Here is a 21,516-nt window from a genome sequence, read left to right as displayed (position 1 = left end):
CCAGATCGGCGCACTGTCGACCAACCAGGTCGCCGCGCTGGAAACCCGTGACTTCGCCGCCCTGAAGTCGAACCAGATCCAGGCGCTGACCACGGCCCAGATCTCGTCCGGCTTGACGACGGCCCAGATGGCTGCGATGACGACGGCCCAGATCGCCGCCCTGTCGACGAACCAGGTCGCCAACGGCCTGACGACGAACCAGATCGGTGCGCTGACCACGGCCCAGATCGGCGCACTGTCGACGAGTCAGCTCGGCGCACTGTCGACCAACCAGATCGGCGCAATCTCGACGGCCGACCTGGCCGCGCTGAAGACGAACCAGATCGCCGCGCTGTCGACGAACGACGTCGGCGCGCTGACGACGAACCAGGTCGTCGCGCTGACCACGGCCCAGACCGCGGCACTGTCGACGAACCAGATCGGCGCACTGTCGACCAACCAGATCGGCGCGCTGGAAACCCGTGACTTCGCCGCCCTGAAGTCGAACCAGATCCAGGCGCTGACGACGGCCCAGATCTCGGCGGGTCTGACCACCGCGCAGATGGCTGCGATGACGACGGCCCAGATCGCCGCCCTGTCGACGAATCAGGTCGCCAACGGCCTGACGACGAACCAGATCGGCGCGCTGACCACGGCCCAGATCGGCGCACTGTCGACGAGTCAGCTCGGCGCACTGTCGACCAACCAGATCGGCGCAATCTCGACGGCCGACCTGGCCGCGCTGAAGACGAACCAGATCGCCGCGCTGTCGACGGACGACGTCGGCGCGCTGACGACGAACCAGGTCGTCGCGCTGACCACGGCCCAGGCCGCGGCACTGTCGACGAACCAGATCGGCGCACTGTCGACCAACCAGGTCGCCGCGCTGGAAACCCGTGACTTCGCCGCCCTGAAGTCGAACCAGATCCAGGCGCTGACGACGGCCCAGATTTCGTCCGGCTTGACCACCGCGCAGATGGCTGCGATGACGACGGCCCAGATCGCCGCACTGAGCACGAACCAGGTCGCCAACGGCCTGACGACGAACCAGATCGGCGCGCTGACCACGGCCCAGACTGCCGCACTGTCGACGAACCAGATCGGTGCGCTGTCGACCGACCAGGTCGGCGCCTTGCAAACCCGCGACGTCGCCGCGCTGAAGTCGAACCAGATCCAGGCGTTGACGACGGCACAGATCTCGGCGGGCCTGTCCACGTCGCAGTTCGCCGCGATGACGACGGCCCAGATCGCCGCCCTGTCGACGAACCAGGTCGCCAACGGCCTGACGACGAACCAGATCGGCGCGCTGACCACGGCCCAGATCGGCGCACTGTCGACGAGCCAGATCGGTGCACTGTCGACGAACCAGATCGGCGCAATCGCAACGGCCGACCTGGCAGCACTCAAGACGAACCAGATCGCCGCTTTGTCGACGAACGACGTCGGCGCCCTGTCGACGAACCAGGTCGTTGCGCTGACGACGGCCCAGGCCGCGGCACTGTCAACGAACCAGATCGGCGCGCTGTCGACGAACCAGGTCGGCGCGCTGGAAACCCGCGATCTCGCCGCGCTGAAGTCGGGCCAGATCCAGGCCCTGACGACGGCACAGATCTCGGCGGGTCTGTCCACGGCGCAGTTCGCTGCGCTGACGACCGCCCAGATCGGCGCGCTGACGACCTCGCAAGTGGCGAACGGCCTGACGACGAACCAGATCATCGCCTTGACGACGGCCCAGGCCGCCGCGCTGTCGACGAACCAGATCGGCGCGCTGGGTACGTCGCAAGTGTCCGCGATCGAAACGGCCGACCTTGCCGCGCTCAAGACCAACCAGATCGGCGCACTGTCGACGAACGACGTCGGCGCGCTGACGACGAACCAGGTCGTTGCGCTGACGACGGCCCAGGTTGCTGCGTTGACGACGAACCAGGTCGGCGCGCTGACGACGAACCAGGTCGGCGCGCTGGAAACCCGCGATCTCGCCGCGCTGAAGTCGGGCCAGATCCAGGCGTTGACGACGGCACAGATCTCGGCGGGCCTGTCCACGGCGCAGTTCGCCGCGCTGACGACGGCCCAGATCGCCGCGCTGACGACCTCGCAGGTGGCGAATGGCCTGACGACGAACCAGGTCGTCGCCTTGACGACGGTCCAGGCCACCGCGCTGACGACGAACCAGATCGGCGCGCTCGGCACGTCGCAAGTGGCCGCGATCGAAACGGCCGATCTGGCCGCGCTCAAGACGAGCCAGATCAACGCGCTGTCGACGAACCAGATCGGCGTGCTGTCGACCAACCAGATCGTCGCGCTGACGACGCTCCAGGTTGCGACGATGTCGACGAACCAGGTCGGTGCGCTGTCGACGAACCAGGTCGCCGCGCTGGAAACTCGCGATCTCGCTGCGCTGAAGTCGGGCCAGATCCAGGCGTTGACGACGGCGCAGATCTCGGCGGGTCTGTCCACGGCGCAGTTCGCAGCGATGACGACGGCCCAGGTCGCCGCGCTGACGACGTCGCAGGTGGCGAATGGCCTGACGACGAACCAGATCGTCGCCTTGACGACGGCCCAGGCCGCCGCGCTGTCGACGAACCAGATCGGCGCGCTGAGCACGTCGCAAGTGGCTGCGCTCGAAACGGCCGACCTTGCCGCGCTCAAGACCAACCAGATCGGCGCACTGTCGACGAACGACGTCGGCGCGCTGACGACGAACCAGGTCGTTGCGCTGACGACGGCCCAGGTTGCTGCGTTGACGACGAACCAGGTCGGCGCGCTGTCGACGAACCAGGTCGCCGCGCTGGAAACCCGCGATCTCGTCGCCCTGAAGTCGGGCCAGATCCAGGCGTTGACGACGGCACAGATCTCGGCGGGCCTGTCCACGGCGCAGTTCGCCGCGCTGACGACGGCCCAGGTCGCCGCGCTGACGACCTCGCAGGTGGCGAATGGCCTGACGACGGACCAGATCGTCGCCCTGAAGACGGCCCAGGCCGCCGCGCTGACGACCAGCCAGATCGGCGCGCTGAGCACGTCGCAAGTGGCTGCGCTCGAAACGGCCGACCTCGCCGTGCTCAAGACGAACCAGATCGCCGCGCTGTCGACGAACGACGTCGGCGCGCTGACGACGAACCAGGTCGTTGCGCTGACGACGGCCCAGGTTGCTGCGTTGACGACGAACCAGGTCGGCGCGCTGACGACGAACCAGGTCGCCGCGCTGGAAACCCGCGATCTCGTCGCGCTGAAGTCGAGCCAGATCCAGGCGCTGACGACGGCGCAGATCTCGGCGGGTCTGTCCACGTCGCAGTTCGCCGTGCTGACGACGGCCCAGGTCGCCGCGCTGTCGACGAGCCAGCTCGCCAACGGCCTGACGACCAGCCAGATCGTTGCGCTGTCCACGGCCCAGACCGTGGCGCTGTCGACCAGCCAGGTGGCGGCGCTGACGACGAACCAGGTCGCGGCGATCGTCACCACGGATATCGCGGCCCTCAAGACGACGCAGGTCATGGTGCTGACGACGAACCAGATCGTCGCACTGACCACGGACCAGGTCGCCGCGCTGACGACGGGCCAGGTGATGGCGCTGACGTCGGACCAGGTGGGCGCGCTGTCGACGGCCCAGACCGCACAGCTCAAGATCGGCAGCCCGATCGTGCTGGATCTGAACGGCGACGGCGTCCACACGAAGAGCATCGCCCAGGGCGTGCAGTTCGACCTGTTCGCGACCGGCAGCAAGGTCACGACGGGCTGGGTGGACGCGACCGACGGCCTGCTGGCGCTGGATCGCAACGGCAACGGCACGATCGACAGCGGTGCCGAACTGTTCGGTACGGCGACGAAGCTGGCGAACGGCCAGACCGCATCCAACGGCTACGAAGCACTGGCCCAGCTGGATGCGAACGGCGACGGTGTGATCGATGCGAAGGACGCCGCGTACGACCAGCTGAAGGTGTGGGTGGATGCGAACGGCGACGGCGTCAGCCAGTCGGGCGAGCTGAAGAGCCTGGCGTCGCTGGACATCGCAAGCATCAACGTCAACGGCGACAAGACCTCGGCCAAGGATGCCGGCAACTGGATCGGCATGCAGTCGACCTTCACGAAGACCGACGGCTCCACGGCCGCCACGGGCGACGTGTGGTTCACGACCGACAAGTCGGCAGCGCAAGCCGCGGCGACCACGCTGAGCAGCAAGGTGGGCAGCATGGTCCAGGCGATGACGGCCTTCACCGCCGCCGACGCCGGCGCGGCAACCGGAGGCTTGACCCTGCCGAACCTGGCGGGCGGCGCGCAGACCGGCCTGCTGGCCTCGGTCGGCACGATGGTCGACGTGATGAAGCAGTTCGACGCCAACGGCAACAAGGTGGCGGGTACGAATGCGGCGATGACGTCGACGGCCGAATCGCTGGCCAAGTCGGTGACGACGCCGCAGGACTCCGGCTTCCTGACCACCGGCGGTCGTAAGTAATGCGCCACGGGCCGGTTCGCGCCGGCCCTGGTGATATCGAAAAAGGCAAGACCGTTATCGGTCTTGCCTTTTTTTGCGTCCAATTTGAGACAAACGAAGAATAAGGGGTGTAACACAGTGCTGTTCAGCAACAATTCTGACCAACAACAGGGTAATCTCTCGGTCTGCCGCACTTCGCTTCTATTAGTTCCCTAATGGCCGAAAAATTTCCTCATACAACTTTGCAATGCCTGACTGCCATCGCGCAGCATCACGGCCTGCAAGTGAACCCGGAGCGCCTGATCCACGACTATGCGTTGAGCGCCGAGGAGCCGTCGTCGCCGATGCTGCTGGGGATGGCGTCGAGCATTGGCCTCAAGGCCAAGCTGCGCCAGCTGACGCTCGACAAGCTGCTGGGGCAGAAGGGCGTGTTCCCGCTGCTCGCGCGCATGAAGGACGGCAACAGCATGATCGTCGTCGGTGCGCGCGTCGACGATGGCGGCGTGCTCGCCGTGCTCGATCCGCTGGGCGACCTGGGCGCGGTCAAGATGCTCGATCCGGCCGCATTCTCGGCCCTGTGGTCGGGCGAAGTCCTGTTCCTCAAGCGCACGTCCAGGCTGACCGACGCGCACCAGCCCTTCGGCCTGCGCTGGTTCATTCCCGAGATCCTGCAGCAGAAGGCCGCGTTCCGCGACATCGCCATCGCCGCGATGGCGATGAACGTGCTCGGCCTCGCATCGCCGATGTTCTTCCAGCTCGTCATCGACAAGGTGCTCGTGCACCACAGCGTGTCCACGTTGTGGGTGCTGGCGGCCGGCATCGGCATCGCGCTGCTGTTCGAATCCACGTTCGGCTTCATGCGCCAGATCCTGACCTTGTGGGCCACCAACAAGATCGACATCCGCCTGACCAGGCGGACGTTCGCGCACCTGCTGTCGCTGCCCATCGATTATTTCGAGACCACGTCCGCGGGCGTGGTCGTGCGCCATATGCAGCAGATGGAAAAGATCCGCGGCTTCCTCACCGGCCGCATGTTCTTCACGGCGCTCGACCTGACGGCGCTGTTCATCCTGCTGCCAATCCTGTTCAGCTATTCCGTCAAGCTGGCGATGATCGTGCTCCTGTTCACCTTCCTGATCAGCGGCATCGTCGCCGTCCTCGTGCCCACCTTCCAGCGCCGCCTGAACGATTTATATACGGCCGAAGGCATGCGCCAGGCACTGATGGTGGAAACGATCCACGGCATGCGGACGGTCAAGGCGCTGGCCATCGAGCCGATGCAGCGCCGCAGCTGGGACCAGCGCTCGGCGCACGCGCTGAACCAGCATTTCCGCGTGGGCCAGATTTCCATCACGGGCAACGCCGTCACCGACTTCCTGGGCAAGCTGCTGCCCATCGTGATCATCGTGATCGGCGCCCAGGACGTCTTCGACCAGACCTTGTCCGTCGGCGCCCTGATCGCCTTCCAGATGCTGTCCGGCCGCGTCAGCGGGCCGTTGATCGCGCTCGTGGGCCTCGTCAACGAATACCAGGAAACGGCGCTGTCCATCCGCATGCTGGGCGAGGTCATGAACCGCGCGCCGGAAGGCCGCAGCGGCGGCCTGCGCCCCGAGCTGCGCGGCAACATCACGTTCGACAACGTCGTGTTCCGCTACCCGGGCGCGCAGAACAACGCGCTCGACCGCGCCACCTTCGAGATCAAGGAAGGCAGCGTGATCGGCATCGTGGGCCGCAGCGGCTCGGGCAAGACGACGATCACGAAGGTCATCCACGGCCTGTACAAGATCCAGGAAGGCATCGTCCGCTTCGACGGCTACGACGCCCGCGAGATCGACTTGCCGCACCTGCGCCGCCAGGTCGGCGTCGTCCTGCAGGAAAACTTCCTGTTCCACGGCACCGTGCGCGAGAACATCGCCGCGACGATACCCGAGGCCAGCTTCGAGGACATCGTCGAGGCGGCCCGTGCCGCCGGCGCCGACGAATTCATCGAGCGCATGCCGCAGGGCTACGACACGATGCTGGAAGAGAACGCCTCGAACCTGTCCGGCGGCCAGAAGCAGCGCCTGTCGATCGCGCGTGCGCTGCTGGCCAAGCCGCGCATCCTCGTGCTGGACGAAGCGGCCAGCGCGCTCGACCCGGAAAGCGAAGCGATCTTCATCAACAACCTGTCGCGCATCGCCGTCGGCCGCACCGTGATCATGGTGTCGCACCGCCTGTCGACGCTCGTCAATGCCGACTCCATCCTGGTCATGCAGCGCGGCCAGCTGATGGACGCGGGGCGCCATGAAGAACTCCTGACACGCTGCTCGACTTACATTCAATTATGGAACCAGCAAACAAGTCATCTGTGACCGCGCTCGATCCGACCGACATCGAGTTCCTGCCGGACGCCGACGAGATCGAGCGCCGGCCGCTGCCGCCGTATGCCCGCATCACCGTCCACGCGCTGGCGGCGATGCTCGTGTGCTTTCTCGGCTGGGCCAGCTTCGCCGAAATCGACGAGGTGGTGAAGGCCCAGGGCCGGCTGACGACGCCGTTGTCGAACATCGTCGTGCAGCCGATCGAAACGTCGATCATCCGCTCGATCGACGTGCGCGTCGGCCAGGTCGTCAAGAAGGGCGAGCGCCTCGCCACGCTGGACCCGACCGATGCCGACGCCGACCAGGCCCAGCTGCGCCTCAAGTACGACAGCCTGGATACCCAGATCAAGCGCCTGGCGGCCGAACTGGCCGGCAAGGCGCCGCCGGTGGAAGCGGGCAAGGTGACGGCCGACACCCAGTTGCAGGACAAGTTGACGGAAGAACGCCGCGCCAACTTCGCCGCCCAGCTCATGCGCCTGTCCGAGAACATCGCCAAGACCCGCGCCGCGCTGGAAACGAATCTGCGCGACCAGCAGGTGCTGGGCGACCGCACCAAGTCGCTGCGCGAAGTGGAGACCATGCAGGAGCGCCTCGTCGACCAGAAATTCGGCGCCAAGGTCAACCTGCTGGACGCGCGCAACAAGCGCATGGAAGTGGAGCGCGACTACACGCTGGCCAAGAACCAGGAACCGGAGATCCGGCGCGAGCTGGCCGGCCTGGAGGCGGAGAAGCAGGCGTTCGTGAACGGCTGGCGCCAGAAGATCATGGAAGACATGCTGAACCTCACGCGCGACCGCGACGCGACGGCGGAGCAGATCAAGAAAGGTACGCTACGTAAGGACAAGGTCGTGCTGACGGCGCCGGCCGACGCCATGGTGCAGGACATCGCCCCGCTGTCGCAGGGTTCCGTCGCGCAGGCCGCCGAGAAAATGTTCACGCTCGTGCCGCTGGGCACCGCGCTCGATGCCGAGGTGCAGATCGATTCGCTCGACGTGGGTCACGTGAAGACGGGCGACGTGGCGCACGTCAAGCTCGACGCGTTTCCGTTCCAGAAGCATGGCACGCTGGAGGCCAAGGTCCGCACCCTGTCCGAGGACGCGTTCAAGCGCGACACGCCGAATCCGGACACCGGCACCAGCGCCTATTACATCAGCCGGCTCGATCTCGGCAAGGACACGCTCAAGAACATGGATCCTCACGCGCGCCTGTTGCCGGGCATGACCCTGACCGCCGAGATCGTGGTCGGCAAGCGTACCGTGCTGTCCTATCTGCTGTGGCCGCTGACCAAGGGGCTGGACGAAGCGATCCGCGAGCCGTGATCGCCGCCGATCCGGCGGCCTCGGTGGCTGCAGCGCAGGCTTATTCCAGCTGCAGCATCAACACGGTGGCGCGCCGGATCAGCGCGACGGCGCGCTCCATGTCCACCGCCTCGCGCAGCACCTCCGCGGGCAGGCGCGACAGCAGCGCCGCGACGTCGGTCAGGCGGCTGCCGAGCAGGCCGCGCAGGGCCGGTGCCGACTCGAAGAAGTAGCGCTGGTCCCACACGTCGCACAGCAACTGCAGGCCCTCGAACTGGCCGATGATCTGGGTCCGCGTGATGCGCTGGTCCTGGCTGGCGTGGATACGGAACGAACTGTACGCATCCTTCAGGTACACGCCGTCCTTCCGGCTCAGCAACGTCAGCCAGGTGGCCATGTCGGTGCCGACGCCGTACCGGTTCCCCATGTACATGCCGAACTGCGGGCCGGCATCGCTCTTGCGGAACAATGCCGTCGTCGGTTCGCCGACGATGTTCCCGACCGCGCACAAATGCATGCCCAGCGAACGGCCATCGATGCGTGTGTCCGTGTCGAATGCGCGGCCCAGGTAGGCGGGAACGTCGGCGATCGGATTGCCGTTGCCGTCGATGATATGGCGGCACGACGTGACGAGCCCGACGTTGGGCTGGGTCTGCATCACATGCATCATGGTCGCGATCTTGTTCGGGTGGAACAAGTCGTCGTCCATCAGGAAGTTGATGTAGTCGCCGCGTGCCTGGCTGTAGCAGTGCTGGAAGTTCTCTACCGGCGAGCAACTGCCGATGCGCAGGTAGCGCAATTGCGGATAATGCGCGACATAGGGGGCGAAGCGCTCGGCCGTGCGCTCGTCGTCGCCGTTGTCGCTTACGACCACCTCGACGTTCGGGTAGGTTTGCGCGAGCGCGCTGCGCAGCGCGAGTTCGGCGTAGTCGGGGCGGTTATGGGTGGGAAGCAGGATGCTTACCAGCGGCAGGGTGCTGTCGGGGGCGGTATGGGTCATCGGTTTGTCGGTCATCTCGTGGTACAGCTGTCCTTGAATCCGGTATGACCGGTCGGGAAAACGCGCTTGCCGCGCAAGAACGCCGGATTCATTTCCAGACTTTCCAGGGCGCCTTGCCCGTTTGCCATAGCTCTTCGAGCAGCATCTTGTCGCGCAGCGTGTCCATGGGCTGCCAGAAGCCCGTATGACGGAAGGCCGACAGCTGGCCTTCGCCGGCCAGGCGTTCCATCGGCTCCTTTTCCCACACGGTGGCGTCGTCGGCGATGTAATCGAGGACCTTCGGCGACAGCACGAAAAAGCCGCCGTTGATCCAGGCGCCGTCGCCCTGCGGCTTTTCGCGGAATGCCATCAGGCGCTCGCCGTCGAATTCGACGGCGCCGAAGCGGCCCGGCGGCTGCACGGCCGTCATCGTGGCGAGCAGGCCGTGTTGCTTGTGAAAGGCAAGCGAGGCCGCGATGTCGATGTCGGCCACGCCGTCGCCGTAAGTGAAGCAAAACGCCTCGTCGTCCTCGATGAAGCTGCGCACGCGCTTGAGGCGCCCGCCCGTCATGCTCGTGTCGCCGGTATCGACCAGCGTCACTTTCCACGGCTCGGCGAAGCCATGGTGCACTTTCATCGCATTGTTCTGCAGGTCGAAGGTCACGTCCGACATATGCAGGAAATAGTTCGCGAAAAATTCCTTGATGACATAACCCTTGTACCCGCAGCAAATGACGAACTCGTTGATCCCGTGGGCCGAGTATTGCTTCAGGATGTGCCACAGGATCGGTTTGCCGCCGATCTCGACCATGGGTTTCGGCTTGACGATCGTTTCTTCGCTGAGCCGGGTGCCGAGGCCGCCGGCAAGAATCACTGCTTTCATGGTGTCCGATAAATGAAATGCGTGGTTGTGGTTTCCGTCATTGCCGGGGCGGCTTTGTCAATGTCGAAAATAAAAGGTGGACAAATACCGTCCACGCAGTCATGGAATTTTACGTCATCCCCTCTGGCGAGCATAGCTGTGCGTGGGTAATGCAAGAATCGGCGCAACAATTCGCCGAATGGTGCAGGCGACGTCCCAAACAGCAGTGTTCCCTCTATCGAGGCGTCGAGTGATACGCCGATCGGTATTGTCCGTGTCGAAAATTTCATCGACGGCCGGCGGTTTTTCCGTGAGTCTTGTCGTTAGCATGCATATGTCGTCCTTCCGGCCGGCATCAAAAAGAAAGCGTAGAGGAGCTCTCCATGAAACTGTTGTTTGCCATCGCGGCCTTCTTCATAACCTGTTCGGCGTCGGCGCTGGACTTGCAGGGCCTGCAGAATTCGCACGACCCCGGCACCCTCGTCAAAGACCACGACACCTATTTCCATTTCACGACCGGCACCAACGGCATCTGGTATTCGACGTCGACGGACCTCGTCAACTGGGGCACGACGACCGGCACCGTGTTTTCGTCCACCAACTATCCGTCCTGGATCACGAGTAATTTTCCCAACTGGACCAAGGGTTCGTTCTGGGCGCCGGACGTGATCAAGATGAACGGGTATTACTACCTCTACTACTCGGTGACGGATACCTTCGGCAATGCCAACTCCGCCATCGGCGTCGCGCGGTCGCCGTCGCTGAAGAACCCGGCCTGGACGGACCTGGGCATCGTCGTGCAATCGGCCGGCGGTGCCGGCGCGAACGTCATCAATGCGATCGACCCGGCCGTGTTCCGGGATCATGACGGCAAGGTCTACATGACCTATGGCTCGTTCTTCAACGGCATCGGCGTGGCCGAGATCAACCAGAGCACGGGCAAGCTGGCGACGAACGTCACCCACCTGATCGGCGGCAACGGCCTCGATATGGAAGGTGCCTACATCACCCGCAACAAGGGTTATTACTACCTGTTCGTCAACCGCGGCGCCTGCTGCACGAATCCGCTGTCGAACACGACCTACTACATCGAAGTCTATCGCTCGACCAGCGTGACGGGGCCCTACGCGGGCGGCAACGTGTACAACGGTACGAACACGGTGATGCCGAACATCGACAGCGCGGCACCGAACCACAAGGGCCCCGGCCACGTGGCCGTGCTCAAGAAGGACGGCTGCAACTACGTCTCGACCCACTACGTGGATACGAACGACGGCAACGCCAAGCTGCAGCTGATGCTGATGACCTACGACGCCAACGACTGGCCGGTCCTGACCCGCAATTTCACCAGCATCAACAGTTGCGGCGGCATCAGCGACGACCCGTACGTCTTCACGTCCGCCCTCAGCGGCAAGGCGATCACGGTGGCCGGCGCCTCGACGACGAACGGCGCGCTGGTGCAGCAGCTGACGTATTCGGGGGCCCAGAACCAGAAGTGGTACGTGATCGGCCACGGCGACGGCTACTACAGCATCATCAACGCCAACAGCCTGCTCAGCATGGACGACTACCAGAACTCGACGACGGCCGGCACGAACATCGACCAGTGGGGTTACTGGGCCGGCAACGGCCAGCAATGGAGCTTCACGAGCGCGGGCTCCGGCTACTTCACCGTGAAGAACCGCCTGTCCGGCATGGTGCTCGACGTGAAGGCCAAGAGCACGGCCGACAACGCGCAGATCATCCAGTACACGTCGAACGGCGGCAACAACCAGATGTGGGCGATGGGCCCGCAATGATGCGCGGCGGCGCGGCGTTCATGCCGCGCCGTCTTCCTCCAGCCGGCGCACCACCCGCGCCGGGTTGCCCACGACGAGCGTATGCGGCGGCACGTCGCGCGTGACGACGGCGCCCGCCCCGACCATGGCGTGGTGGCCGATCGTCACGCCCGGCACGATCACGGCGCCGGCGCCGATCGACGCGTGGTGCCCGATGACGGTCTGCGGAAAACTGTCGGGATACTGCTTGGAACGCGGATAGCGGTCGTTCGTGAACGTGGCGTTCGGACCGATGAACACGTTGTCGCCCACGCGCAGGCCGTCCCACAGATAGACCCCGCACTTGACCGTGACGTTGTCGCCGATGACGACGTCGTTCTCGACCAGGCAGTGCGCGTTGATGTTGCAGTTGTCGCCGATCTGCGCGCCTTTCAGGACGACGCAGAACTGCCACACGGTGGTGGTCGGGCCGATCGTCGCCGACTGCACGTCGGCCAGCGGATGGATTTTCGCCATGGTCGCTCCTTACAACGCGGCGCAGGCCGCGCGCACGGCGGCCGCCACCTGTTCCACCTGCTCCGCCGTCATGCCCGGGCCCATCGGCAGGCTCAGCACCTCGCGATGGATCGCCTCGGCGATGGGGAAGTCGCCTTCCTTGTAGCCCAGTTCCGCGTATGCCTGTTGCAGGTGCGGGGCCACCGGATAGTGGACGATCGTGCCGATGCCGGCGTCCGCCAGCCTGGCCGCCAGCGCATCGCGCCGGGCGTGGCGCACGACGTACAAATGCCATACCGGCTCGGCCCACTCGGGCACGTGCGGCAGGCCCAGGCCGTCGACGCCGGCCAGCAGGCGGTCGTATTGCGCGGCGACGGCGCGGCGCGCGGCATTGTCGGCGTCCAGCGTCGCCAGCTTCACGCTCAGGAACGCGGCCTGCAATTCGTCCAGGCGCGAATTGAAGCCCTGCACGAGGTTGTGGTATTTCTTTTGCGAGCCGTAGTTGCGGTAGGTGCGGACCAGGGCGTCGAGCGCGTCGTCGTCGGTGACGATGCCGCCGCCGTCGCCCAGGGCGCCCAGGTTCTTGCCCGGATAAAAGCTGAACGCGGCCGCGTGGCCGAGGCTGCCCACTCGCCGGCCTTTGTAACGCGCGCCGTGCGCCTGGGCCGCGTCCTCGATCAGCTTCAGGCCGTGCTTGTCCGCCAGCGCGCGCAGCGGGGCCATGTCGGCCGGCTGGCCGTACAGGTGCACGGCGACGATCGCGCGCGTCCTGGTCGTGATGGCGGCTTCCACGCGGGCCGGATCGAGGTTGAAGGTCGCTTCGACCGGTTCGACCGGGACCGGCGTGGCGCCGCACTGGCTCACGGCGAGCCACGTGGCGATGAAGGTGTTCGACGGGACGATCACCTCGTCGCCCGCCTGGATGCCATAGCCCTTGAGGGCCAGCATGATGGCGTCGAGGCCGTTCGCCACGCCGATGCCGTGGCGCGCTTCGCAGTACGCGGCGAAGCGCTGTTCGAACTGTTCGACTTCCTTGCCGAGGATGTACCAGCCGGATTCGAGCACGCGCGCGAACGCGGCCTGCAGGCCGTCGGCATGGGTGAGGTTGATGGCCTTCAGGTCGAGGAAGGGGATGCTCATGGATTGGCTTTCCGGGAATCGTGACGGCGCACCATTGCGGCGAACTCGTCGTAGTCGTAGTAGTAGTCTGCCTTGTCGAACTTGGTCGACGCCATCACGAGGCACACGCCGCCCGAGGAAAAGTTTTCCACTTCGCGCCACATCATCTTCGGGATGTAGAGGCCGTAGTACGAGCGGTTCAGGTGGAATTTCTTGCGTTCGTAGCCGTCGTCGACGATGACGTCGAAGCTGCCGGACATCGCGATCATCAGCTGCTGCAGCTCGACGTGGCCGTGGCCGGCGCGCGCCGAACCGCCGGGCACGTCGTACAGGTAGTACACGCGCTCGATGTCGAACGGGATGTGGATGCCGCCTTCGACCACCGACAGGTTGCCGCGCGGGTCGTGGTGCTTGGGCAGGTCGATGATGCGGCACTGGTCCATCATGGCCATGGTAATCAATCCTTCAAGGTGTCGAGATAGGCCAGGTAGCGCTCGTAGGCGGGCGGGATCTGGGCGAACACGCCGCGCAGCGATTCGAACACGCCGTGCACCTGGGCGCGCGTCGCGCGCAGTTCGTCCGCCGTGATGACGCCCGTCGCGTGGCCGGCCGGCAGGAGGTCGATGTAGTCGGAGAAGCAGTAGCCGAAGTTCGGGTTCGCGTTCGGGTTCGAGTTCGACTGCAGCGCCGGATCGCGCCGGAAGTAGCTCAGTTCCTCGTCGACGTAGAACGCGGCGCCGCCGGCGGCCAGGTTGATGTACGCGGCCACGTCGGCCAGGCCATGCGTGCAGTCGTGCGGGCCGACGGCGAACAGCGCCTTCGGTCCGATGTTCCACAGCGTGTCGCGCCGGAACAGGATCGTGGTGAATTCGCCGACGAAGTTGCGCATGCCGAGCGTCATGTCGCGCTGCAGGTCGCGCCCGCTCATGCTGCCGCTCGCCTCGTACGGGCGGCGCGTCTCGATGCGGCGGTTGGCGGCGTCGATCACCTGGCTGGCGGAGAACACGAGTTCGACGTCAGGACGGTCCTGCAGCGCGGCGACCATGCGCTCGATGCAGAACGGGTGCAGGATGTCGTCGTCGAACAGCGGCTTGATCAGCTCGCCCTTGCCGGAATAGAACGCGGCCAGCACGTTGGCTTCGCGGATGGCGCTGTTGCGCTGGTAGATCACGCCGGGGAAGCGCGCGCAGATATCGCGGATGGCCTCCGTCCTGCAGTTGTCGCTGACGAGGATCTCGGTGTTCGGGTACGTCTGGCCGATGGCCGAGCGCAGGCATTGCTCGAAGTACTCCGGCTTGTATGAAGGAATGACGATACTGACTTTGGGCAGGAACATGGTAGCGGGAAGGTTAGGCCGCGCGCGCGACGAATAATATACCGCACAGGTCGAAATGCCGGTCGGGTGCCGGGATGCCCATGCCGAAGCAGTCGAAGTTGGCGACCGGTGCGGCCGTACCCGGGGTCATGGCGATCTCGAAGGCCGTCGTGCCGAAGGACACCGCGAGCTGGTGGCCGAACAGTAGCGGCACCGGCACGTTACAGCAAACGAAACGCAGCGCGTCCGTGGCGACATGGCGCGTGCCGGTGGTGACGGTGCCGGACACGCCGGCGCTCTCGAGCGACAGGCGCACGCTGTCGTGTTGTGCGTCGGATTTGAGGTATAGCGCCAGCGGAAACATCTCGGTGCGCAGTGCCAGCGTGCTGCCCTCGCGCATGCGCAGGAAGGTCAACTGCATCAGTCTGTTGCCGTCGAGCATCAATTCGGCGGGGCCGGAAACGAATTGCGCGAGACCGGCGGCCGGCACGTAGGCCATTTCCAGCGAGCCATGGGGTGAAATCGTCTGCAGGCGCTCCCAGATGGCGGACAAGGGCGCGTCCTGCGTGCGCGCGACGAGCAGCCGACGCGCGATCTCGCAGCCGATCAGCGCCGTCGCCTGCGGCGTCGCGTAATGGGCTTCGTCGCCGTACAGCCACGCGGGAGGATGATCGAGGAACAGGTCGGCCAGCCAGCGCCGCACGTCGATGGTCGACAGCCCGAGCCTGGCGAACCATTCGACCTGGAAGTCGTAGAAGGGATCGCGCACGGCAGGGGACGCGAAGCGCTGCATCGCGAACACCAGCGGCACGAAAACGGCGTTCGGATAGAGCTGCGCCGCCGCCTTGATCAGGAGGTGAAGGCATAGCAGCCAGGAGGCACCGCCGTCCGGACGCCAGGCGAAATGGCCGGCGTCGTTGATCGAATACTCGTACAGGATCACGTCGACCTCCATGTTCCCGGCGGTCTCGAACAGGCGGCCGATCGCCGCCAGCGAGCTGGTGGCGCCGACGGACAACTGGCGGACGGTGACCGGCATGCGCGCGGCGAGCGCCTGCTCGAGGTGTTGCACGTAACCGTTCTTGAGCAGCGAGTTCGAACCGCCGACGACAAGGATGTTCATGCCGCGCCCGCCACGATCAGATAGTGATGCGGCAATGCGTCGCGCACCAGCGGTTCCGGGTCGCCGCCGTGCGTTGCCGCCAGCGCGCGCAGCGCCGGCAGGTAGCGTTCGCGTTCCGGCTCGTCGGCTATGCGGGCGCTGCCGCCCGTCACGGTGAAGCCGGCCTGCCGCAACAATTGCAGCAGCGTCGTGCGAGTGAACGGGTGGACCCCGGCGGCGGCCGGCACGCCCCGGTTCAAATGCACCTGGTTGCGCCAGTACTGGGCGTTCGGCTCGGACAGCACGAGGGTGGCGCCGGGCGCCATGCGTGCGCGCACCTGCGCCAGCCATGCCGCCGGGTCGCGCAGCCGGCCGAGCATGTCGCGCACGATCCAGCAGTCGGCGCCGGCGGTGGCGACCAGGCGCTGCGGTCCGTCGGCTTCCAGCGGTTCGTTGAACACGAAGTCGCAGTGTGGCCGGGCAGCGTCCGCCAGCGCGGGGTCGGGCTCGATGCCCGTATAGTCGCACAGCGGATTGCGGGCCTTGTAGGCCTTGGCGAACGTGCCGTCGCCACAGCCGGCTTCGACGACCTTCACGGCCGTCGCGGGCACGAGCGCCAGCAACTGCTCGTCGATCGGCTGCGGCGGCGCCGGCGTCACGTAGTGGTAGCCGCCCGTGCGGATCACGGTGCCTTGCCAGTCATGGCGGATGAAGATGCGGTCGGGGTTGCTGCCGAAATCGTTCTGGACCCACGGCACGTTGCGGATCAGGTCTGGGCGCCCCGCTTCGTGCATGGCCACCATCGATGGCATCATCGGCGCGCCATGCTTGATCGGCAACGGCCACTGGCGCATGACGTCGACGTCGCACAGCATGCAGGCGGGATGCAGGTAGAGGTAGCCGTCCTGCTCGACCGGCTGTCCCAGCGTGTTCACGTACATGAGGCTGCCGACGCCGTACAGGCCCGGCGCCAGCGCCTCGCGCAGCGATTCGAGGAAGCCGCGGCGCAGCACTTCGACGTCGGAATCCAGGAACAGTACCGGTCCGTGCAGGTCGAGATTGCGGATCGCCCAGGTCATCCCGGGGCCGTGGTGGATGTTGTAGCCGAACGGGATGAATGTCACGTCCGCGTACTGCTCGGCCACGGGGCGGATCTGCGCGGCAACCTCGGGCCGCGAGCCGTCGATCACGTAGACCGGGTTCGGATAGAAGCGGCGGATGCTCGCCAGCAGCGCCGCGATCAGGTCCGGCGAATTGTACGAGACGGTGACGATGGGAATGCGTTCGACGTCTGGAGCCATGCGCAGCGCCTGCGCTTCCTCCGGCCGGCCGGATTGCTCCAGCAGCAGGGCCAGGTTCTGACGCGCCGGGGCGAAGTCGGGATGCTCGTCGAGGGCGAGACGGTATTGCCGTTCCGCTCCGGCGCTGTCGCCGACGGCGGCCAGGCTGACCGCCAGGTTGAAGCGTGCCGCATAGCGCAGCGGCGAGTCGGATCGTTCCAGCCACGTGGTGTAGAGACGGATCGCCTCATCCTGGCGGCCGGCCTTGATCGCGGCGCCGGCCGCATTGAACAGCGCTTCGATCGGCAAGGTGCCGGCCTGCTCGGGATGCGATGCGGCCGGCGAAGTGGGAACGGAATCAGCCATTCGCTATCTCCAAGGATGTAGGGGCATGGATCATGTTCAGGCGGCGATCGCGCGCACCAGGTATTGGTAGGGCAGGGCATCCTGGACGGCCTGCTCGGGATCGCCGCCGATGGAGGCGGCCAGGGCGCGGATCGCGTCCAGCACGGCCGGCGGCGGCTGGTGGGCGTTCACGGTGGTCATGGCGACCAGCGTGAAGCCGCATTCCTGCAGCAGCGCCGCAAGCGAGGTGCGGGTGAACAGATGCAGGCTGCGCCGGTCCGGCATGCCGCCGGCCTGGTAGGCCAGGTTGCCGCTCGCGAGCAGCGACTGCACGAGCCAGCTCTGGCCGTTGTTGACGCAGGCGACCAGTTCCACGGGGCCGAGCGCCTGGCGGCGCAGGCGCGCCAGGAAAGCCCACGGGTCGCGCAGGCGTTCCAGTGTTTCCGGGAACACCCAGCACTGGGCGGCGGCCAGCTGCTGCCAGTCGCCGTCGGTCAGATCTTCCGCGCCGCGTTCGATGGCGGACGTGCTCCAGCCGCCGGGATCGTGCCCCGCGCCGACGGCCGTGTAATGCGATTTCGGCGCGCGCGCGCGCCAGGCCTGCGCCAGCGTCGCGCCGCCCACCTCGACGATGCTGTGCATGCCGGGGCGCAGCAGCGCCAGCATGCTGTCCTGCTGCAGCGTCAGTTGCGCGGGCGCGGGCACTTCCTGCAGGCGGGCGGTGGCCGGCTCGTCACGCGGTTCGACGCCGGCCGGGCACTTGACGACCGATGCCAGCAGGTCTTCGTAGTCGCGCACGAAGCGGGGCGTGTCGAACAGGGGACTCGTATCGCGGTTGGCGGCCAGGCGCGCGCGCAGCGCCGCCATGCGTGGACGGTCGTTGCCGAGGGCGACGGCGAGCGCTTCGTAGTCCTGCAGCGAGTGCGTGACGAGTTCCGGCAGGCCGACGGCCGAGAGCAGGCTGCCGGCCATGCGCGAGCAGAAGGTCTGGCCGGCCCAGGTCAGCACGGGCAGGCCCGCCCACAGGGCGTCGCTGGCGGTGGTGCCGCCGTTGAACGGATTGGTGTCGAGGAACAGGTCGGCCACGCGGAAGCGGGCCAGGTAGTCGGCCGGCGCCACACGCGCCGCGAACAGCAGGCGGTTGCCGGCCACGCCGCGCGCCTCGGCCTCGCGCACGAGGTTGGCGCGGGTGGCGTCGCTGTCGGCCACGATCCACAGCACGCTGTCCGGCACTTGTTTCAGGATCCGCATCCAGGCATCGAACACGTCGGGCGTGATCTTGAAATTGCTGTTGAACGCACAGAACACGAACGCATCGTCCGGCAGGCCATTGGCGGCGCGCGTGGGCGTGGGGCCGATGGCGCGGCGGCGGTCGTTGATCTGGAACGTGTGCGGCATGCGCAGCGGCCGTTCCGTGAAATACGGTTCCAGCTCGGGCGGGAACACGAAGTCGTCGGCCACCACGTAGTCGATGTCGGGGATTCCCGTCGGGCCGGGAAAGCCCAGCCACGTCAGTTGCACGGGGGCGGGACGCCAGCCCAGGATGTCGGCGCGCGCGCCCAGCGTGAGGCCGTGCAGGTCGACGAGCACGTCGATTTCGTGCGCGCGGATGCAGCGTGCCGCTTCCTCGTCCGTCATGCGGTCGATGCGGATGTAGTGGTCCATCGCGCCCACCACGCGCGCGCGCAGCGGCGAGTTGTCTTCGCGGCTCCAGGAAAACGCGTAGACCTCCACGCGCGCGCGGTCGTGCAGCTCGTACAGTTCGGCCGTCAGGATCGCCACCGCGTGCGAGCACAGGTCGGACGACAGGTAGCCGATGCGGATGCGCTTGTGCGCGTAGCCCGCCGCCGGCGCCAGCTGTTCCGGCGCGGTCTGCACCTTGCGCTCGACGAAGTTGCGCGACGCCGCCAACTGCTCGGCCGGATCGGACGACGCGCCCAGCATCGCGAGGGCCGACGTGTGGCGACGCTGTTCTTTCACCGTCACGCTGCCGAACGCTTCGTAGATCGGCCAGATGCACAGCTTCTGGCGCAGATGCACCCAGTGCGTGATGACCTTGGGCTGGTCGGCGTCGAGTTCCAGGCTGCGCGTCAGGTAGTCCAGCGCTTCCGGCAGCCGCTTGCGGATCTCGCACAGGCGCCCCAGGTTGTTCAACGCCTGCACGTGCACCGCCGGCTTGGTGGCCAGGTCGGGAATGTCGGCGAGGAGGCCTTGCCACGTCGTCAGCGCGTCGTCCGGGCGGTTCATGCGTTCGTACAGCGTGCCGAGGTTCAGGCGCGCTTCGGCGAAGCCTGGCGCCAGGGCGATCGCCTTGAGGTATTCGCGTTCGGCGCCCGCGTCGTCGGCCACGTTGCCGCGTGCGACGGCAAGATTGAAGATCGCCGCATAGACCGCCGGCGATGACGTATGCGCAACCCATGTTTCGTACAAGCGGATGGCTTCTTGCTGCATGCCCAGCTCGACCATCGCCTGCGCGCCCTGGAACAATTCACCGAGCGGCAACACGCCGCGTTCGGCCTGGCGGAACAAAGCATTGGTGTGCGCGGGGACATTCATCCTGGATGGGTCTTTCGTGTCGGGCTCAGGGAAGCGACATCATACTCTGTAGATGTGCCCGGGCGAAGGTTTGTGGCCTGTGAGCAACCATTTCAAGCCGGAGAATAAGACGGGCCAGGTGCGGCAGCAACAGGAAGCGGAGGTCTGAACTATTTTGCTTTTGGGAAATATTTTTATGACTGTGTGGACCGAACTCCAGAGCGACGGATATAATGTCAGCGTTCTTGCGGAGCTTGATTTCGTTACTCCCGGCGACTGCGGTTGCCGTCCGTGATAGGCAAGGCGTCGCGCTGCGACGCGCCGGCATGGCGAATTCGACCCGTGCCGTTGCCGCGCCGTGCTGCACCGCCAGTCGCTTCATCCACATCCTCGCGCGCTTGTTCAGGCGCGCATTGCCCAGACCAGGGTGTCCAAATTCCAGCCGAGTCCAGTTCGTCGACCTGTTCCCCAATTGTAAACGCGATGTCGAGACAGTTTACCAGGGTGCTGCCAAGTCATTGAATCTAAACGGCATTTTCTGATGCCCGGACGCAGGTGGCGGACTTGTGTATAACGAGGTGGTCTACGACATGTTCAACCCAACACGATGCCTATGGACGTAAATTACTATGTCATTAGTTACCCTGAGTTCCGGTAAAAGTTTCCAGGCGCCTGATGGGGTGTCGATCCTCGATGCAGCGGCACAAGCGAATATTGCACTGCCCTACAGTTGCAAGACTGGCCGATGCAGCACCTGCAAATGCAAAGTCCTGACCGGTACGACTCATGCGCTGCGCCCTGAAACCGGTTTGAGTGAACAAGAACATGCCGAGGGCTGGGTTTTAAGCTGCGCGCGCGCCGCCGATACGGACTTGGTGCTTGAAGTCGACGATTTGGGTGGGATAGAACTTCCCCGGCCGAAAATGTGGCCATGCCGGATCAAAGAAATCATTCATCTGGCTCCCGATGTCGTCAAGGTGATATTGAGGTTGCCGCCGACCGCAGACTTCCAGTTCGTCCCGGGCCAGTACATCGACGTCATCGGGCCGAACGGCATCCGCCGAAGCTATTCGTTGGCTAATTCGAGTTTCGCGGACAAGGTGCTGGAGTTGCACATCCGGGCTGTAGAGGGCGGCGCCATGAGCGACTACTGGTTCAAGCAAGCAAAACCGAACGATTTGTTGCGCCTCAACGGCCCACTTGGTACTTTCTTCCTGCGCGAGACGGTTGACATAGACCTGGTTTTTTTAGCTACCGGCACCGGCATCGCGCCAGTCAAGTCCATGCTGGAGTCAATGGCGCAATGTCAGTTCGACCAGCGGCCCAGGTCGATCACGGTGTTGTGGGGGGGACGACATGCACAAGATTTGTACCTTGACGTGGATGAAATTATCGGTGAATTTTCGTATATCCCCGTCCAGTCGCGGCCCGCGAATGATTGGACGGGCGCCAGAGGGTATGTCCAGGATGTGTTGCTGGATGCAAAACCAGACCTGACAAATGCCGTTGTTTATGCGTGCGGTTCCGACGCCATGATTCACAGCGCGAAGGTCCGCCTGGTAGAGGCTGGCTTGCCTGACAAACGTTTTTACTCCGACGCTTTTGTGAGCTCGGGTGCCAAGTGATTTTGAGAAAGAGAA

General features: G+C 65.4%; 15 protein-coding genes. 5 read left to right on the top strand and 10 right to left on the bottom strand.

The window, feature by feature from the left end; translation table 11 throughout:
• The 3 genes from ISF28_RS28970 to ISF28_RS28960 form a co-directional block, all read left to right on the top strand.
• Positions 1-4,429: beta strand repeat-containing protein (locus ISF28_RS28970; RefSeq protein WP_370663518.1), on the top strand; the 4,429-nt coding region annotated here is incomplete at its 5' end.
• A 221-nt stretch (positions 4,430-4,650) separates the two neighbouring features.
• Positions 4,651-6,759 (top strand): peptidase domain-containing ABC transporter, encoded by a 2,109-nt coding sequence (locus ISF28_RS28965; RefSeq protein ID WP_229519449.1) that lies wholly within the window; start codon positions 4,651-4,653, stop codon positions 6,757-6,759.
• A complete protein-coding gene (locus tag ISF28_RS28960) occupies positions 6,756-8,087 on the top strand; it encodes an HlyD family type I secretion periplasmic adaptor subunit (RefSeq protein ID WP_370663517.1) in 1,332 nt (443 codons plus the stop codon). Before ISF28_RS28965 ends, ISF28_RS28960 begins: the two co-directional genes overlap by 4 nt.
• A 40-nt stretch (positions 8,088-8,127) precedes the next feature.
• Here the strand turns inward: ISF28_RS28960 and ISF28_RS28955 are convergent, their stop codons facing one another.
• Positions 8,128-9,066: a glycosyltransferase family 2 protein gene (locus tag ISF28_RS28955; RefSeq protein ID WP_198120638.1), complete on the bottom strand. Its 939-nt coding sequence runs from the start codon at positions 9,064-9,066 to the stop codon at positions 8,128-8,130.
• Positions 9,067-9,154: 88 nt separating this feature from the next.
• Positions 9,155-9,928 (bottom strand): glucose-1-phosphate cytidylyltransferase, encoded by a 774-nt coding sequence (gene rfbF / locus ISF28_RS28950; protein ID WP_198120637.1) that lies wholly within the window; start codon positions 9,926-9,928, stop codon positions 9,155-9,157.
• Between the two features lie 362 nt (positions 9,929-10,290).
• On the opposite strand from rfbF, the gene ISF28_RS28945 reads away from it, so the two are divergent.
• Positions 10,291-11,706 (top strand): family 43 glycosylhydrolase, encoded by a 1,416-nt coding sequence (locus tag ISF28_RS28945; protein WP_198120636.1) that lies wholly within the window; start codon positions 10,291-10,293, stop codon positions 11,704-11,706.
• A gap of 18 nt (positions 11,707-11,724) precedes the next feature.
• On the opposite strand, the gene ISF28_RS31120 is transcribed toward ISF28_RS28945, so the two are convergent.
• Genes ISF28_RS31120 through ISF28_RS28905 form a run of 8 tightly spaced genes read right to left on the bottom strand, consistent with a single transcriptional unit; the run spans position 11,725 to position 20,258 of the window.
• The gene (locus ISF28_RS31120) at positions 11,725-12,201 is read right to left on the bottom strand and encodes an acyltransferase (RefSeq protein WP_198120635.1); all 477 of its coding nucleotides are present in this window, start codon (positions 12,199-12,201) and stop codon (positions 11,725-11,727) included.
• A gap of 9 nt (positions 12,202-12,210) precedes the next feature.
• Positions 12,211-13,320 carry a DegT/DnrJ/EryC1/StrS family aminotransferase gene (locus ISF28_RS28935; protein ID WP_198120634.1) on the bottom strand — a complete coding sequence of 370 codons (1,110 nt, stop codon included), beginning with the start codon at positions 13,318-13,320 and terminating at the stop codon, positions 12,211-12,213.
• The gene (locus ISF28_RS28930) at positions 13,317-13,751 is read right to left on the bottom strand and encodes a sugar 3,4-ketoisomerase (protein WP_198120633.1); all 435 of its coding nucleotides are present in this window, start codon (positions 13,749-13,751) and stop codon (positions 13,317-13,319) included. The genes ISF28_RS28935 and ISF28_RS28930 overlap by 4 nt, the downstream gene beginning before the upstream one ends.
• Positions 13,752-13,756: 5 nt before the next feature.
• Positions 13,757-14,635: a glycosyltransferase family 2 protein gene (locus ISF28_RS28925; RefSeq protein ID WP_198120632.1), complete on the bottom strand. Its 879-nt coding sequence runs from the start codon at positions 14,633-14,635 to the stop codon at positions 13,757-13,759.
• A 13-nt stretch (positions 14,636-14,648) separates the two neighbouring features.
• Positions 14,649-15,737, bottom strand: coding sequence for an SGNH/GDSL hydrolase family protein (locus tag ISF28_RS28920; protein ID WP_198120631.1), 1,089 nt, complete (start codon positions 15,735-15,737; stop codon positions 14,649-14,651).
• Positions 15,734-17,362 (bottom strand): bifunctional glycosyltransferase/class I SAM-dependent methyltransferase, encoded by a 1,629-nt coding sequence (locus tag ISF28_RS28915; protein WP_198120630.1) that lies wholly within the window; start codon positions 17,360-17,362, stop codon positions 15,734-15,736. The genes ISF28_RS28920 and ISF28_RS28915 overlap by 4 nt, the downstream gene beginning before the upstream one ends.
• A 36-nt stretch (positions 17,363-17,398) precedes the next feature.
• The gene (locus ISF28_RS30975) at positions 17,399-19,897 is read right to left on the bottom strand and encodes an O-linked N-acetylglucosamine transferase, SPINDLY family protein (protein WP_198120629.1); all 2,499 of its coding nucleotides are present in this window, start codon (positions 19,895-19,897) and stop codon (positions 17,399-17,401) included.
• A gap of 25 nt (positions 19,898-19,922) precedes the next feature.
• Positions 19,923-20,258 carry a hypothetical protein gene (locus ISF28_RS28905; protein ID WP_198120628.1) on the bottom strand — a complete coding sequence of 112 codons (336 nt, stop codon included), beginning with the start codon at positions 20,256-20,258 and terminating at the stop codon, positions 19,923-19,925.
• Positions 20,259-20,505: 247 nt separating this feature from the next.
• Between ISF28_RS28905 and ISF28_RS28900 the strand changes: the two genes are divergently transcribed.
• Positions 20,506-21,501: a 2Fe-2S iron-sulfur cluster-binding protein gene (locus ISF28_RS28900; protein ID WP_198120627.1), complete on the top strand. Its 996-nt coding sequence runs from the start codon at positions 20,506-20,508 to the stop codon at positions 21,499-21,501.
• Positions 21,502-21,516: the final 15 nt, after the last annotated feature.

Source organism: Massilia rhizosphaerae (genome assembly GCF_016093545.1).
Lineage (GTDB): Bacteria > Pseudomonadota > Gammaproteobacteria > Burkholderiales > Burkholderiaceae_D > Telluria > Telluria rhizosphaerae.
This window is presented reverse-complemented; position numbering and strand designations above follow the sequence as displayed.

Bases quoted from the DNA above. Each gene is read 5' to 3' on its own strand.
- ISF28_RS28945 (WP_198120636.1), top strand. From the start codon at position 10,291: ATGAAACTGTTGTTTGCCATCGCGGCCTTCTTCATAACCTGTTCGGCG.
- ISF28_RS31120 (WP_198120635.1), bottom strand. From the start codon at position 12,201: ATGGCGAAAATCCATCCGCTGGCCGACGTGCAGTCGGCGACGATCGGC.
- ISF28_RS28920 (WP_198120631.1), bottom strand. From the start codon at position 15,737: ATGAACATCCTTGTCGTCGGCGGTTCGAACTCGCTGCTCAAGAACGGT.
- ISF28_RS28925 (WP_198120632.1), bottom strand. From the start codon at position 14,635: ATGTTCCTGCCCAAAGTCAGTATCGTCATTCCTTCATACAAGCCGGAG.
- ISF28_RS28930 (WP_198120633.1), bottom strand. From the start codon at position 13,751: ATGGCCATGATGGACCAGTGCCGCATCATCGACCTGCCCAAGCACCAC.
- ISF28_RS28955 (WP_198120638.1), bottom strand. From the start codon at position 9,066: ATGACCCATACCGCCCCCGACAGCACCCTGCCGCTGGTAAGCATCCTG.
- ISF28_RS28900 (WP_198120627.1), top strand. From the start codon at position 20,506: ATGTCATTAGTTACCCTGAGTTCCGGTAAAAGTTTCCAGGCGCCTGAT.
- ISF28_RS28915 (WP_198120630.1), bottom strand. From the start codon at position 17,362: ATGGCTGATTCCGTTCCCACTTCGCCGGCCGCATCGCATCCCGAGCAG.
- ISF28_RS30975 (WP_198120629.1), bottom strand. From the start codon at position 19,897: ATGAATGTCCCCGCGCACACCAATGCTTTGTTCCGCCAGGCCGAACGC.
- rfbF (WP_198120637.1), bottom strand. From the start codon at position 9,928: ATGAAAGCAGTGATTCTTGCCGGCGGCCTCGGCACCCGGCTCAGCGAA.
- ISF28_RS28935 (WP_198120634.1), bottom strand. From the start codon at position 13,320: ATGAGCATCCCCTTCCTCGACCTGAAGGCCATCAACCTCACCCATGCC.
- ISF28_RS28905 (WP_198120628.1), bottom strand. From the start codon at position 20,258: ATGAAGCGACTGGCGGTGCAGCACGGCGCGGCAACGGCACGGGTCGAA.